This window comes from Streptomyces mirabilis (assembly GCF_018310535.1).
Lineage (GTDB): Bacteria > Actinomycetota > Actinomycetes > Streptomycetales > Streptomycetaceae > Streptomyces.
On sequence record NZ_CP074103.1, the window covers coordinates 279813 to 294248 of the forward strand.

15 protein-coding genes are annotated in these 14436 nt (G+C 70.6%); 9 read left to right on the plus strand and 6 right to left on the minus strand.

Annotated features, from left to right (window positions below; all coding sequences use genetic code 11):
- Positions 1–75: 75 nt before the first annotated feature.
- A complete protein-coding gene (locus SMIR_RS41915) occupies positions 76–1545 on the plus strand; it encodes a UvrD-helicase domain-containing protein (RefSeq protein WP_212728719.1) in 1470 nt (489 codons plus the stop codon).
- A gap of 303 nt (positions 1546–1848) precedes the next feature.
- On the opposite strand, the gene SMIR_RS41920 is transcribed toward SMIR_RS41915, so the two are convergent.
- From SMIR_RS41920 to SMIR_RS41945, 6 genes are all read right to left on the minus strand, one after another.
- On the minus strand, positions 1849–2220 hold the full coding sequence (locus tag SMIR_RS41920; protein ID WP_212728720.1) for a hypothetical protein: 372 nt from the start codon (positions 2218–2220) through the stop codon (positions 1849–1851).
- A 22-nt stretch (positions 2221–2242) separates the two neighbouring features.
- A complete protein-coding gene (chrA, locus tag SMIR_RS41925; protein ID WP_212728721.1) occupies positions 2243–3502 on the minus strand; it encodes a chromate efflux transporter in 1260 nt (419 codons plus the stop codon).
- Positions 3499–3930: a chromate resistance protein ChrB domain-containing protein gene (locus tag SMIR_RS41930; RefSeq protein ID WP_212728722.1), complete on the minus strand. Its 432-nt coding sequence runs from the start codon at positions 3928–3930 to the stop codon at positions 3499–3501. Before SMIR_RS41930 ends, chrA begins: the two co-directional genes overlap by 4 nt.
- Positions 3927–4505, minus strand: a complete 579-nt coding sequence (locus SMIR_RS41935) for a Chromate resistance protein ChrB (protein ID WP_349636937.1) — start codon at positions 4503–4505, stop codon at positions 3927–3929. The genes SMIR_RS41930 and SMIR_RS41935 overlap by 4 nt, the downstream gene beginning before the upstream one ends.
- Before the next feature lie 96 nt (positions 4506–4601).
- A complete protein-coding gene (locus SMIR_RS44515; protein ID WP_212728723.1) occupies positions 4602–5675 on the minus strand; it encodes a sensor histidine kinase in 1074 nt (357 codons plus the stop codon).
- A complete protein-coding gene (locus SMIR_RS41945; RefSeq protein ID WP_212728724.1) occupies positions 5672–6400 on the minus strand; it encodes a response regulator transcription factor in 729 nt (242 codons plus the stop codon). Before SMIR_RS41945 ends, SMIR_RS44515 begins: the two co-directional genes overlap by 4 nt.
- 279 nt (positions 6401–6679) lie before the next feature.
- On the opposite strand from SMIR_RS41945, the gene SMIR_RS41950 reads away from it, so the two are divergent.
- From SMIR_RS41950 to SMIR_RS41985, 8 genes are all read left to right on the plus strand, one after another.
- Complete coding sequence (locus SMIR_RS41950) at positions 6680–7684, plus strand: DUF1259 domain-containing protein (protein ID WP_249938706.1); 1005 nt, start codon at positions 6680–6682, stop codon at positions 7682–7684.
- A 96-nt stretch (positions 7685–7780) separates the two neighbouring features.
- Complete coding sequence (locus SMIR_RS41955) at positions 7781–8464, plus strand: ABC transporter ATP-binding protein (protein WP_212728725.1); 684 nt, start codon at positions 7781–7783, stop codon at positions 8462–8464.
- Positions 8461–9252: an ABC transporter permease gene (locus SMIR_RS41960; RefSeq protein ID WP_212728726.1), complete on the plus strand. Its 792-nt coding sequence runs from the start codon at positions 8461–8463 to the stop codon at positions 9250–9252. The genes SMIR_RS41955 and SMIR_RS41960 overlap by 4 nt, the downstream gene beginning before the upstream one ends.
- On the plus strand, positions 9249–10292 hold the full coding sequence (locus SMIR_RS41965) for a YncE family protein (protein WP_249938707.1): 1044 nt from the start codon (positions 9249–9251) through the stop codon (positions 10290–10292). Before SMIR_RS41960 ends, SMIR_RS41965 begins: the two co-directional genes overlap by 4 nt.
- Before the next feature lie 366 nt (positions 10293–10658).
- Positions 10659–11618 carry a permease gene (locus SMIR_RS41970; protein ID WP_212728927.1) on the plus strand — a complete coding sequence of 320 codons (960 nt, stop codon included), beginning with the start codon at positions 10659–10661 and terminating at the stop codon, positions 11616–11618.
- A gap of 17 nt (positions 11619–11635) precedes the next feature.
- Entirely contained in the window at positions 11636–12376 is a 741-nt protein-coding gene (locus tag SMIR_RS41975; protein WP_422664545.1) for a TIGR03943 family putative permease subunit, read from the plus strand.
- A 72-nt stretch (positions 12377–12448) separates the two neighbouring features.
- Positions 12449–13066, plus strand: a complete 618-nt coding sequence (locus SMIR_RS41980; protein ID WP_212728728.1) for a hypothetical protein — start codon at positions 12449–12451, stop codon at positions 13064–13066.
- A gap of 97 nt (positions 13067–13163) precedes the next feature.
- Positions 13164–14339: an FAD-dependent oxidoreductase gene (locus SMIR_RS41985; RefSeq protein WP_212728729.1), complete on the plus strand. Its 1176-nt coding sequence runs from the start codon at positions 13164–13166 to the stop codon at positions 14337–14339.
- Positions 14340–14436: the final 97 nt, after the last annotated feature.

Below are 14436 nucleotides of genomic sequence, written 5' to 3' on the forward strand. Positions count from 1 at the left end.
TTGCGCGACGCGGTCCGCTGCAGTCCGAACAGCTCCCACACGACCCCTTAACTCATCTCCCCCACGGAGTCCGTGTTGTACACGCCCACCGACGAACAGGCTCACGCCGTCGAAGCCTTCCGTGACGGTCGCCACCTGGTGCTGCAAGCCGGCGCCGGCACCGGCAAGACCAGCACGCTGTGCTTGCTTGCCTCGAGTACCCGACGCCGTGGCCGCTACCTCGCTTTCAACAGGGACATCGCCAACGACGCCGCGGCCCGCTTCCCGCGTTCCGTGCTGTGCAAGACCGCGCACTCTACGGCCTATGCAGCCGTCGGCCACCGCTTCGCTCGCCGTCTCAGCAGCCCTCGTCAGCCCGCATGGCGGATCGGGCAGGCCCTCGGTATCAGGTCGCCCGTCCGCATCGGTGATCACGAGATCAGCCACAGGACCCTGTCCCACCTCGTGCTGCGTACGGTGACCCGTTTCTGCCAGTCCGCCGATAGGGCTCTGGCACCCCGCCACGTACCGGCCTTGCGCAGGCTCGGAACACCGGAAGAACAGACCCAACTCGCCGACGCAGTCATGCCGTTCGCTGAGAAGGCCTGGACAGATCTGCAGAATCACGAGGAAGGCGTGGTCCGCTTCGAGCACGACCACTACCTGAAGATGTGGGCTCTTACCGAACCGAAGGTCGAGGCCGATTTCCTCTTCCTCGACGAAGCCCAGGACACCAACCCCGTCCTTGAGCAGGTCTTCACCGCTCAACGCGGCCACGCCCAGCTGGTGATGGTCGGCGACTCAGCCCAAGCCATCTACGGGTGGCGTGGTGCCCGGGACGTGATGACAGGCTTCGACGCCACCCACCTCACCTTGACCCGTTCCTTCCGCTTCGGCCCTCTCCTCGCTGAACAGGCAAACCGGTGGCTCGCCTTCACCGACGCGCCGATCCGGCTGACTGGTACCGACACGATTCCAACGAAAGTCGGTCTGGTCACTTGTCCGGACGCAGTGCTGTGCCGCACCAACATCGGCGCCATGGCCGAAGTCATGAGGCAGTTGGAAGCGGGCCGTCGGGTGGCTCTGACACGCGGTGGACAGACACTCATCGTGCTGGCGCTCGCTGCCCGGGACCTCAAAGCCGGCCATCGCACTTCCCACCCCGAACTGGTCCTCTTCGCCTCCTGGGGTGAATTGCAAGACTATGCGGAGCACGATCCCGCCGGCCGAGATCTCCGGCCGTTCGTGGAACTTGTCGAGACCCACGGACCCGAAGCCATCATCGCCGCCGTCGACGCGCTGACCGATGAAAACAAGGCCGAGGTCACGGTCTCCACAGCCCACAAAGCAAAAGGCCGGGAGTGGTCCGAAATTAGAATCGCCGACGACTTCCCCCCGCCGCCGGACAGTGACCAGCAGGACGACAGCGGCCGCCCGATCCCGGAACCCGTGAGCGATACGGACGCGCGCCTCGCCTACGTCGCCGTTACACGCGCCCGCCGCCAACTGGACCTCGGCGGGCTCGCATGGATCGAGAATCATCCAGCTGCCGTCGACGGCGCGTGACGAGCCGAGGCACAGGCTGGCCCGTAACTCGGTTCCAGGGCCTCATGCTGGGCAGTGGTTGGCGTTGCGCCCGGTTGGTGCGGGGTGTAGTCGGAAGTCGGCGGACGGCGAGTCGGGAAGCCTCGGAGGCACTTGAAAGTATCGTTCGGCGTGTCCCCCTGAGGTTCATGAGGAAGTTCGCCAAGCCGTCGAGACGGGGGCGCCGGAGGTCGCGCTTGTGCAGCGTGTCCTCGACGGGCTTCGAGACCTCGACCTGGCGTAGGCCGCTGACGCCCATCAGGATTCGTGTGGGGTCGGAGGGCGTCAGATGGTGACGACGTTGACGACGAGGGAGGCGAGGACGGCCAGGGCCCGGGCCTGCCCGTAGCGCGGTGGGTCGGCGGGCGGGCGCAGTTGGGCGTAGACGCCGAGGAAGACGTAGGTCAGGACGGGGGCGAGCCAGTCGTTGGCCGAGAAGCCGGACAGTCCGTCCGCGTTGAGTTGTGGCATGTTCGCCGAGACACGCCACAAGAAGACCGAGGCGCCGGAGAGCACCGTGAGTGCGGCGATGTCGCTCCACGCGCCGCGCGGCAGCCGCCACAGCGCGGCGGCGCCCGCGAGGACGGCGGTGACGGCGGCGGTGAGCAGGATATGCGGGCGGGTGAAGGTCTCGCCGACGGCCAGGGCGATGTTCATCTGCTGCTCCGTGGGGGTGTTGTCAGTGCAGGAGGACGCCCAGCATTCCGGCAGCGACCACGACGTAGGGTTCGGGGATCTTCTTGAACCGCCACAGCAGGGCGAGGGTGACCAGGGCGATGGCGGCGGTCGTGAGATTGGTGACGGCCTGCCGGGTCAGAACCACCACGGCGCCGGACAGGGCGCCGGCCGCCGCCGCGGTGGCACCGGTGACGAACGCCTTGATCTGGCGGTTGTCGCGATGGCGGGTGAACCAGCGGCCGGGGACGACAACGCCGAGGTAGATCGGCGTGAAGATCGCCACGGCGGCGACGAGGGCACCGACAGGGCCGGCGACCAGGTAGCCGATGAAAGCGGCGGTGATGACGACCGGGCCCGGGGTTATCAGGCCTATGGCGACGGCGTCGAGGAACTGGGCTTGGGTGAGCCAGTGGTGTTGGGCGACCACGCCTTCGCGCAGCAGCGGCACGATCGCCAGGCCGGAGCCGAAGACCAGGGCACCGGTCTTGAGGAAGAACAAGCCCAGCGAGGCCAGGGTCCCGCCTGAGGCCGTGGCACCCAGGCTGCCGGCGGCCGCCACTGGCAGCACGGTCAGAGCCTTCAGGCCGGTGCTGTCGGCGGGCGGTATGCGGCGGCGCCGACGCCAACTGGTGGGGCGGGCGTCGAAGAGGATCAGGAGGAGGCCGGCGGCGACGATGAGGTAGACGGGTTCCTTGCCGGTGACGGCGGTGACCGTGAACACCGTGGCGCTGATCGTCCAGGCCCGCCAGTCCTTGCCGTCGGTGATCTTGATGAGTTTGTAGGCGGCGATGGTGATGATCGCCATCACGGCGGGGGCGATGCCGTAGAAGAGGGACTGTACGACGGGAAGGCCCGCGTAGTGCGAGTAGACCGCCGCGACGGCGACGACCATCGCGAACGACGGGGCGATGAAGGCCAGCGCGGTGGCGGCGGCGCCCAGTGCTCCGCGGCGCAGGTAGCCGACCCACATGGCGACCTGGGCGGCCAGCGGGCCGGGCATGGTCTGGCCCAGGGCGACGCCGTCCAGGAAGTCCTGTTTGGCCAGCCAGCCGCGCTGCTCGACGAGGTCGCGCTGCATGTAGCCGACGACCGCGATGGGTCCGCCGAAGCCGAGTGTGCCCAGCCGCAGGAAGTACCGCAGCACCGCGGGGAAGCCGGCCTGCGGCGCGGCCGAGAGTTCGGTCGTGGTGCCGAGGGCCTTGCCGCGGACGCTGCTTTCGTCCCCGGTGCTGTCTCTGCCTGGACGTGTACCGGCGCTCATGACGGTTCCCGTCCCAGGAGGCCGGCGCGGCGGTGGTATTCGTACAGGCCGTCGAAGAGCGGGCCGGTCAGTTCGAGGACGCGTTCGTCGTCGCAGATCATGGACAGGCCGCGCAGGGCGACGTCCAACCCCGGTGCTTCGGGGGCGTCGTAGCGTTCGTCGTCGAGGTCGGCCTCGTGCACGATCTCGGCAAGCTTCCACAGCACCGGGTCGGTGAGTTCGTAGCGGCGCAGGATCGTCTCGAAGGAGCAGTCCCCGCCGTGGTGGCCGAGGTCCACGCCGCGCATGTCGAACGGCGTCGCGTGCTCGGGGACCTGGGCGGGGTCGGTGACGAAGACGAACTCCGCCTCCTTGTCGACGTGGCGGCGGATCAACCAGGAACAGGCAGCGCGGTCGATGTGGATTCCGGCGCGGGTTGCCCACTTCATGATTTTTCCTCCTGGTGGTGTGTGGTCTCCAGCGGTACGTCGCCGACGCCGTCGGTCTGGGGCTGGCTCGGCTCATCGGTCTCGGACCCGTCGGGCGTGGCGGGTTCGTCGGCCAGGGTGCGTACGGCGGCGTGGGCCCGGTCGCGTTCGGGTGGCGGGAAGAAGTCGCGGCGGCCGATGCGGCGCAGCTCGGCGCGGAGTCGCCGCACGGCCGTGGTGGTGTTCGCGCCGCTCGCCGTGGCTTGGGCGGCCTGGTCGATGACGCTCTGGTATTCGGCGGCGCGGGCGTCCGCCATGCCGGTGGCCAGTTCCCGTTCCTGCGTGAGCGTCGCGGGCCGGGCGAGCCAGATCGAGGCGGTGCCGCCCGCCTCGATCGCTTCGTCCGCGATCCACTCCAGCTGCTCGCGGGTACGGGCGTCGGCGGGCAGTGCGACCAGTCCGTCGGAGAGCTGGGCGACACCCAGCCGCTTCAGCTTGCGCCACACGGCGATGCGGGGCGTGGAGGGCTCCCGGGGCATCCGGTAGGACAACAGCATCCACTCGCCCGGATCGCGTACGGCCCGGTCAGCGGGCATGACGGTCCCCGGCTCGCTCGGAATGCGGTGCGCGGATCATTCGGGCTCCTGAGGCTCCCAGTCGTATGTTGTAACCATGGTTGCATGTAACCGTGGTTACGACAATTTGGAGGGGAGTGTGATCCACACGGTTGCGCCTCCCTCGGGGTGGTTGGCGGCGCCGTAGTCACCACCGCACGAGCGGGCGATGGCGGCGGTGATGGCCAGGCCGAGACCGGTGCCGGTGGTGGCGCGGGCGCGGTCGGCCTGGGTGAACCGGTCGAAGGCGTGCGGCAGGAAGTCGGGCGGGAAGCCGGGGCCGTGGTCGCGGACCTGGATGCGCACCTGACCGCCGTGCGGGTGAGCGGTCAGCTCGATGGGGCCCATGGCGTGCTGCTGGGCGTTGCGGAGGAGGTTCGTCACCGCGCGCTCCAGCCGGTCCTCGGGGATCATGGCCGTCAGGCCGGTGGGGCAGTCGACGACGACCGGCCGGTCGGCCGCGCCGTTGCGCAGGCGATCGGCCACCCGGTGCAGTACGGGCTCCAGGTCACCTACCGTCGTGCCGGCCGCGGCGGGGGAGCTGTCCCGGTGATCGGTGCGGGCGAGGAGCAGCAGGTCTTCGGTGAGCTGGACCAGTCGTACGGTCTCCTCAAGGGCGGAGACGAGTGCGGCGCGCAGTTCGGTGGCGTCGCGTGGGTGGCGCAGGGCGAGTTCGATCTCGGTGCGCAACAGGCTGAGCGGGGTGCGCAGTTCGTGGCCGGCGTCGGCCACGAAGAGGCGTTCGCGGTCCAGGGCGGCCTGCAGCCGGGCCAGCATGTCGTTGAGCGTGGCGGCGAGGCGGGCGATCTCGTCGCGGCTGGGCGGCACGTCGAGGCGCCGGCCGGGGGTGTCCTCGGTGACGGCGGCGGCCTGGGTGCGCATGCGTTCCACTGGCCGCAGCGCGGCTGCGGCCAGCAGGTAGGCGCCGACGGTCGCCAGTACGAAAACGATGGGCAGCGCGGTCGCCAGCTCACGCGCCAGGTCGTCGAGGGCTGCCTGTTGGGCCTCGCGGGCCACACCGGTGGCCGTGCCGTACTCGGTCTGCGCCTCACGGAAGCGGCTGAGGGTGACATAGCCGGCTCCGGCCAGGACCAGGGCCATCGCCGCGGCGAAGATCGCGGTGAGGCGGATGCGCAGTGGGATGCGCTTCATGGCGTTCGGCAGTCGGTGTCGCGAGCACCGACGGCGCCACCGCTCGGACGCCCGCCGTCGCGTCGCAGCCGGTATCCGGCACCGCGCACGGTCTCGACGGCCTGGGTGCCGTAGGGGCGGTCGATCTTGCCGCGAAGCGCCTTGATGTGGGCGTCGACCACGTTGGAGCCGGGGCTGGTGCCCAGGTCCCAGCAGTGCTCCACCAGCATCGCGCGGGTCAGGACGGTGCCGGGGCGGCGCATCAGGGCCTCCAGGAGCGCGTACTCCTTGGCGGTCAGGGTGATCTCCTCCGTGCCGCGTCGTACGGTGCGGGTGGCCGGGTCCAGACTCAGGTCGCCGGCGGTGAGGACCGCGGGTCGCTCGACGGGGCCGCGGCGGATCAGGGCCCGCAGCCGGGCGAGCAGTTCTTCCAGGCTGAACGGTTTGGTGAGGTAGTCGTCCGCTCCGCCGTCCAGGCCGTGCACGCGGTCGGCGACCGTGTCCTTTGCGGTCAGCATCAGCACGGGCAGCCAGTTCCCCTGCCGCCGTAGCGTGGCGCAGACGCCGAAGCCGTCCAGGCCGGGCAGCATCACGTCCAGCACCATGGCGTCGAACGCGGCCACGGCCGTCAGAGCGAGTGCCTGCGGCCCGTCGCCGGCGGCATCGACGGCGTACCCCTCCTCGGACAGGGCCCGGCGCAGCAGACCCCGCATCTTGGGCTCGTCCTCGACCACCAGAATCCGCATCGCGCCTTCCTCGTACGCCGTTCATGCCGCCGCTTCGTCTCACGGTGACTGTCCCTGATGAAGGAGGGATGAAGCCGCGCGCGGTGGGTCGTGTCGCCGCTCGGTGGGCCCTGGCCACGCTCCGTGGGCCTTGGCTTCGTTCCGTGGGTCTCGGCTTCGTTCCGTGAGGTGTGTCTTCGCGCGATGGGGTGTGTCTTCACGTCAGCTTCATCGGGGGCGGCTTCGCTGATGTCCACGGGCACCTTCGACACCTGACAACGATTCCGACGAGGAGCAGTCATGTCACCCCGTTCGCGCATGAAGCCGGTCGCAGGGACAGCAGCCGCCCTCCTTCTGGCGGCGGGCTCCGGCCTGCTGGCAGGGTGCGGCAGTGATTCGAGAGACAACGCCGCTGGCGGTACGCACGTGGTCGCGGCCCAGGCCGCCCGGCACGTCAGGCCGCAGCCGCCCGTGCAGACCACGGAGGCGGACTGGAAGCCGGTCGCCGACACCCTCGGCCGCACCGGCACACTGATGGGCAACACCGTCTACCGCGTCCCGCTGCCCCGCAAGGACCTCACCGTCACCACCCAGGGGGTGACCGTGAAGCCGGGCCTGTCGCTCGGCGGGTACGCGGCCTTCGCCAAGTACCGTCACGAGACGATGCTCATGGGCGACCTGGTCGTCACCGAGACCGAACTGCCCAAGGTCACCGACGCGCTGCAGGCCGCCGGGATCGAGCAGACCGCGCTGCACAAGCACCTGCTCCAGCAGTCCCCGGCGATCTGGTGGACGCACATCCACGCCATGGGCGACCCGGTGAAGCTCGCGCAGGGGGTCAAGGCCGCGCTGGCCGCGACTTCCATCCCGCCGGCCTCGCCGCCCCCGGCCACCCAACCGCCCATCGCCCTGGACACCGCCGGCATCGACAAGGCGCTCGGCCGCAAGGGCACCGCGGACGGCGGCATCTACAAGTTCTCCATCGCCCGCAACGAGACCATCACCGACGGCACGCACGTGCTGCCTCCCGCCTTCGGTATCACCACCGGCATCAACTTCCAGCCGCTGGGTGACAACAAGGCCGCCATCAACGGCGACTTCGTCATGACCGCACCCGAGGTGCAGAAGGTCATCCAGGCGCTGCGCAAGGGCAACATCGACATCGTCGAGCTCCACAACCACTCTCTCAACGACCAGCCCCGCCTGTTCTACATGCACTTCTGGGCCACCGCCGACGGCGTCACCCTCGCCAAGGCCCTGCGCCCCGCCCTGGACGCCACCAACCTCGTCCCGCCCACCACCTGACGCACCCACCGATCCCATCGACTACTGACACCACCCACCATTCAGTGCAACCATGGTTGCACTGAAACTACTGTGACGAGGGAGGCCGGCCCTGTCGTGGACGCAAGCGCTCCCGCGTTCGCCCTGGAGCAGGTCACGGTGCGACGGGGCGCCGCGACCCTGCTGGACGCGGTGACCTGCCGCATCCCCGCCTCGGCCTGCACCGCGCTGGTCGGGCCGAGCGGTGCGGGCAAGACCACCCTGCTGCGGCTGCTCAACCGTCTGGAAGAACCCGTGAGCGGAACCGTGACGTTCCAGGGCCGCCTGCTCCCCGACTGGGACGTCCTCACGCTGCGTCGCCAGGTCACCCTCGTCGGCCAGCAGCCCGTACTGCTCACCGACACCGTCCTGGACGACCTGCGCGTCGGCCGACGCGATCTGGACGAACCCCGAGCAGCGGCACTGCTTGAACGCGTCCACCTGTCCGCCGCCTACCTCCACCGTGCGACCGTGGGCCTGTCGGGCGGTGAAGCCCAACGCGTTTGCCTGGCACGGGCGCTCGCCGTCAATCCGCAGGCACTGCTACTGGACGAGCCCACCTCCGCCCTCGACGCGGTCGGCGCCGCGACCGTCGAACGGGTCGTACGGGAGCTGGCTGTCGACGGTCTGACCGTCGTCCTGGTCAGCCACAACACCGCGCAGGCCCGCCGCGTGAGCGACCAGGTCCTCGTCCTCGACAGCGGACGACTCGTCGAACAGGGCCACGCACACCACGTCGGCTACCTCAAGGAGGGCGCATGAACCCCGCCGTCCCCACCTGGGCAGGCGTGGCCGCCTCCGCCGCGCTGGTCGTTCTCGCTGCCGCCGTCGCTTGGCGCGGACGCCTACACCTGACCCGCGACATCGCCGTCGCGGGCGTCCGTGCGGGGCTGCAGCTGGCCGCAGTCGGCGCCATCCTGCTGCTGGTCTTCCGTCACACCGGACTGGCCGGAGCCATCGGCTGGCTCGCGGTCATGGTGCTCATCGCCGGCCGGGTCGGCGCCCGTCGCGCCCCCGGTCTGCCCCGGGCCCTGGCCACGGCCACCGCCGCGGTCGCCGTCGGCACCGCCGCGACCCTCGGCACCCTCCTCGCCCTGGGCGTGATCGCGACCCAGGCCCGGGTGGTGATCCCCGTCGGGGGCATGGTCGTCTCCGGCGCCATGCAGGCCACCTCCCTGGCGCTGACCCGGCTGTGCGACGAGGCCCGCACCGCTCGGCCCGCCATCGAGGCCCGTCTCAGCCTCGGCCTCGCGGCGGCGGACGCGTTCGCCCCGCACCAGCGCACCATCGTGCGCACCGCGCTGATCCCCGCGATCGACTCCACCAAGACCGTCGGCATCATCAGCCTGCCCGGCGCCATGACCGGCCTCATCCTCGCCGGAGTCGACCCGCTCACCGCCATCCGCTACCAGATCGTCGTGATGTACATGCTGCTCGCCGCTGCCGCTCTTGCCGCCGTGACCGCCGCCCGCCTCGGCGAACGCGCCCTGTTCGACGACGCCCACCGCCTCCGCCCGCTGACTGCCGAACCCCAGGAGGCCCGCCGATGACCCCCCTCCCACGACGCCGGGTCCTCCTCGTCCTGGCCGCCGCCCTGCTCCTCGCCGCAGCCGGAGTGGTGGCCGGCGTGCTGCTGACCCGGACCTCCGAGCCGCCCCGCCGCGCCCTCCCCCTGCAGCGCGTCGGTGAACTGGCCCTGCCCGGCGACAGCTCCCGTTTCGACTACGCCAGCCTCGACTCCGGCCGCGGCCTGCTCTTCATCGCCCACCTCGGCGCGAGCGAAGTCATCGAGGTCGACGTGCACACCGGCCATGTCGTACGCACCATCACCGGGCTGCCCGACGTGCACGGCGTCCTGGTCGTCCCCGCCCTGCACCGCGTGTACGCGACCGCGACGGGCGCCGACGAGATGGTCACTCTGGACGAGAACAGCGGCGCCGTCCTGCACCGCACGCCCACCGGCGCGTACCCGGACGGCCTCGCCTACGACCCCGTACGCGGCACGGTGTGGACCACCAACGAATCCGGCGGCTCGGAAACCGTCATCGACGCCGCCACCGGCACCGTGCGCGGCACGGTCGACCTCGGTGGCGACGCGGGCAACGTCGCCTACGACCCCGTGGGCGGCGGCCAGATCCTCGTCGACGTCCAGAGCCGCAACCAACTCGCGGTCATCGACCCCGTCACGCTGGTCATCACGCGCCGGATCCCGCTGCCCGGCTGCGACCACGACCACGGTCTGGCCCTCGCCCCCGACGACCGGCTCGCCTTCGTCGCCTGCGACGGCAACGCCCGCCTGCTCACCGTGGACCTCACCACCCGTCGGATCACCGGTACCGACGCGGTCGGCTCCGACCCCGACGTCCTCGCCTACGACTCCGCCGCGCATCGCCTCTACGTCGCCGCGGAATCCGGCTGGCTCACCGTCCTGGACAGCCACGACCACCGCCTGACGGTCTCCGGCCGCGCCCACCTCGCCGACGGCGCCCACGTCGTCGCCGTCGACCCCACGACCCACCGCAGCTACTACCCGGTGCCCCACGGCAGCGGCGGCCACCCGGCCCTCCTCACTTACCGGCCCGTACCCTGACGGCGCATTCGGAGCGGGGTAGGCGCCCTGGCGCGTAGTGTCCAGCCGTGTGCCAGGGCGTCGTCGCCGGGGCCGCACCTGACGTGGAGGACTTTCGCCCGAGGTGAGGCCGACGTATGCCCCCATGCCGAAGGGGGAATGACAGGGCGCTGCGTCAAGCCTGCCTGGCGCGTGCGGATCCACAGGTGACTCCGCTGTGGGGCACAGGCGGCATCTCTAGGCTCCGCCTGCGGTCCGTGTGTTGCGGGTGCGCTTGGGGATGTCGGCGGCAGGCGGGGAAACGAGGGCGTGGAGAACCAGGGTTACGCGGAGGATCGGCGAAGTCTGGCCGATGGGGTGTGGCTGGTCGCGCGCGTCCTCGTGAGGATGGTGGTGGGCGGCGTCGCGCTGATCACGATCGGTATCGCTGCCACCATGGTGGGGCCGATCATCGCGATCCAGCTCTACACCCCGGCCGTGGCCGCTTGGTGGACGGTGTTCACGGCCGTGGTGGTGCAGGGCGTTCCGTTCCTGCTGCTGGGCACGGTGGTGTCGGCGGCGATCGGGGCCTTCGTGCCCGAGCGGGTCTTCACCAAGGTGCTGCCACGCAACCCGGCGCTCGCCGTCCCTGTTGCGGGCGTCGCCGGTGTCGTACTGCCGGGGTGCGAGTGTGCGTCCGTGCCGGTGGCCGACAGCCTGATGCGGCGTGGTGTCGCGCCGGCTGCCGCGCTCGCGTTTCTTCTCTCCGCGCCCGCGATCAATCCGGTCGTGCTGGTCGCGACCTCCATCGCCTTCCCCGGGCAGCCCGCGATGGTGCTCGGCCGACTCGTCGCCTCGCTCGCCACGGCCGTCGTCATGGGCTGGTTGTGGGTCAGGTTCGGGCGCGAGGAGTGGTTGCGGCCACCGAAGCGGCTTACGGGGTCCGGGGTACCGAAGACGGGATGGGGGCGGCTGCTCGAATTCCGGGCCGGGCTGCAGCACGACTTCCTGCATTCGGGCGGGTTCCTGGTCCTGGGCGCGGCGGCCGCGGCGACGTTCAACATCGCCGTGCCGCGGTCGGTGCTGGATCTGTTCACCGGGTCGGGCTGGCTGTCGGTGCTGCTGCTGGCCGTGCTCGCGGTGGTGCTGTGCGTGTGCTCCGAGGCGGACGCGTTCGTGGCGGCCTCGCTGAGCGGGTTCTCGCCGATGGCGCGGCTCGCGTTCATGGTGGTCGGGCCGATGGTCGACCTGAAGCTCATCGCGCTTCAGGCGGGGACGTTCGGGCGGGCCTTCGCGGTCAGGTTCTCGGCGGCCACGTGGGTCGTCGCGGTGGTGAGCAGTGTGCTTGTTGGGTGGTGGTTGTTGTGAGGCGATACGGTCCGGCGTTGTTGCTGGTTCTGAGCGGTGTCGCGGTTCTGCGGATCTCGCTGTTCAGCGATCTGTATCTGCGGTACGTGCAGGCAGGGCTGCGGCCCTACCTGATCGTCTCTGGAGTGTTGCTGCTCGTCGTGGGGATCGCCGGTGCCGTCCTCATCAAGTGGTGGGCTCCGGACGCGTATGAGCACGACGGTGGCCGCGAGCACGATGCTGGTCACGGGGACGACGAGCATGAGCACGGCCACGATCACAGCCGTGGCCCGCGAGTCGCCTGGCTCCTGATGGTCCCGGTCGCCGTCCTCCTCCTCTTCCCGCCGCCCGCCCTCGGCTCGTACAGCGCCGATCGCGAGGCCGCGAAGTACGCCGCCCAGGGCATCGGCAAGTTCAGCGCCCTCCCGAAGGGCGAACCGGTCGACCTCACCCTCAGCCAGTTCAGCTCCCGTGCCATCTATGACAGTGCCAAGACGCTGAAGGGCCGTACGGTCCGGATGATCGGGTTCGTCACCAAGGACGACGACGGCACCTGGTATCTGACCCGGCTCCTCATCTCCTGCTGCGCGGCCGACGCCCGCGCCGACAAGGTGGAGATCCGCGCCGCCGACGCCCCGCCAGCCGACAGTTGGGTGACGGTCACCGGTACCTGGCACCCCAGGGGCAAGCTCGGTTCGGACGCGGCGTGGCCGCCAGCGCTCGACGCCCGCAGCGTCAAGCACATCAAGAAGCCCGAGAGCCCTTACGAGAAGCGGTAGTTACGCGAGGCGGCCGGGCGAACGCATGCGGTAGTGACAGCGGGGCGCCCCACCCCTCATGATGGGCGGGTCATGGCGACTTCGACCCTTGTGCCCGGCCTGCACCGTTCCGGCAGCGTGCCGTCCACGGTGCGGTTGGCGGCTGCCCGCGCGGGCGTCTTCTCGGTGACGAGCACGGTGCTCGCCGTCGTGGGACACCACGTCGTGTTCGACGTCTCGCCGTCCTGGGCCGCTCGCGGTGTCCTCGCCGGGCTCTTCTTCGTGCTGGCTTTTCCTGGAGCCGGTCGACCGAGCCGCGTCGGGCGGCAGTTGGTACTCACCGTCGGGGCTCAGGTCCTCGGGGTCGGCTGGTTCACGGCGAGCACGGGGGCGGCGTACGAGCGGTTGTCTGCCGCCTGGCCCATGGTGGTCGCGCATGTCGTCATGACGGGGCTGCTCGCGTTCCTGCTGCACGGGGCACAGGACGGCCGTCTCGCGCTGTTCCGGGTGGCGGCGGCCGAACTGCGTTCGCTGTGCGCCTGGTTGTGGAGCCTGCTCTTCCCGCGGGTCGGAGCGGAAGTCCCCGTCGCCGCACCCGTGGTCGCGCCAGCCCTCTCGGGCCCGGCCCGCGCCTCCCCACGCGAACTCACGCTCGCGGACTGTGTCGTACGCCGAGGTCCCCCTCTCGGCGTGCCGTTCACCGCTGCCTGAAACGGCCGTACGCGGCCGCGCGGGCATCGCACATTCACGCACGCACCAACGCTCACACGTCATCGGTGGCCCGACGGGGCTGCCTCAGGGGGAATTCATGTCCACGACCGTCGTCGTGATCGGGGCGGGCCCGTACGGCCTGTCCACCGCCGCGCATCTCACAGCGCGCGGCTTGCACGTCAGGGTCTTCGGCTCGCCGATGGCGAGCTGGGCCGAGAACATGCCCGCGGGCATGCTGCTGAAGTCGCCGCCGAGCGCATCGATGCTGTCGGCGCCGGAGTCCGGGTTCATGCTGGACGACTACTGCCGGCAGGCGGGGGAGACCCGGTTGGCCGGGCACGATCAGGTGCCGGTCGAGATGTTCGTACGATACGGGCGGTGGTTCGCCGAGCAGCTGGTGCCCGAGGTCGAGGACGTCCGGGTCCTCGGCGTCGACCGGCAGGCCGACGGCTTCCACCTCAAGCTCGCCTCCGGCGAGGAGTTGCGGGCCACCGCTGTGGTGGTGGCCAGCGGCATGGACGGCTTCGCGTACGTGCCGGAGCCGCTGACCGGTCTTGTCCCCGACGGGCTCGTCTCGCACAGTTCCCAGCATGCCGGCCTCGCCGGGTTCGCCGGGCGGGACGTTCTGGTCGTCGGCGCAGGGCAGTCCGCGCAGGAAAGCGCGGCGCTGCTGCACGAGGCCGGGGCCAGGGTCCGGCTGCTGGCCCGGGCCAGGGATCTGGTGTTCGGAGCGGGGCCGACGCCGGGGCCGCACTGGCAGCCGGACACCCCGCTGGGCCGGTCCTGGGCGCTGTACGCGGTCGTCCATCAGGCAGCGGCCTTCCGCTTCCTGCCCGAGGCCACCCGGCTGCGGCTGGTGCGGCGGGTACTGGGGCCGTTCGGCTCCTGGTGGCTCAAGCCCCGCCTCGACGGGGTCGTCCCTATGAGGTTGGGGGAGCGGATCACCGGCGCGAGGCGGGACGGCGACGGCGTCACCCTCACCACCCGGGGCGGCGACGGGCGTACCCACACGATGGAGACCGGGCACGTCCTGACCGCGACCGGCTACCGGGTCAGCCTGGACGCGCTGGACTTCGTCGCTCCTGAGCTGCGGGCCGAGCTGGCGCGTACGGGAGGGTTCCCACGTCTCGACGCAGGGCTGCAGTCGTCTGTGCCCGGTCTGTACTTCACCGGTATCCAGGCGGCGGCGACCTTCGGTCCGCTGATGCGCTTCACCTGCGGCACCCAGTTCGCGGCACCGCGGCTGGCGGCTGCTTTGGCGGCGCGCCTCTGAGGGCGGCGGGGTGCGGGCGGCGCTCCGTGTGAGCGCTGCCCCGCGTCCTCCGCAAGTCACCGATGCGACGTAGCGTAGTTGATCGAATACGCTGTGT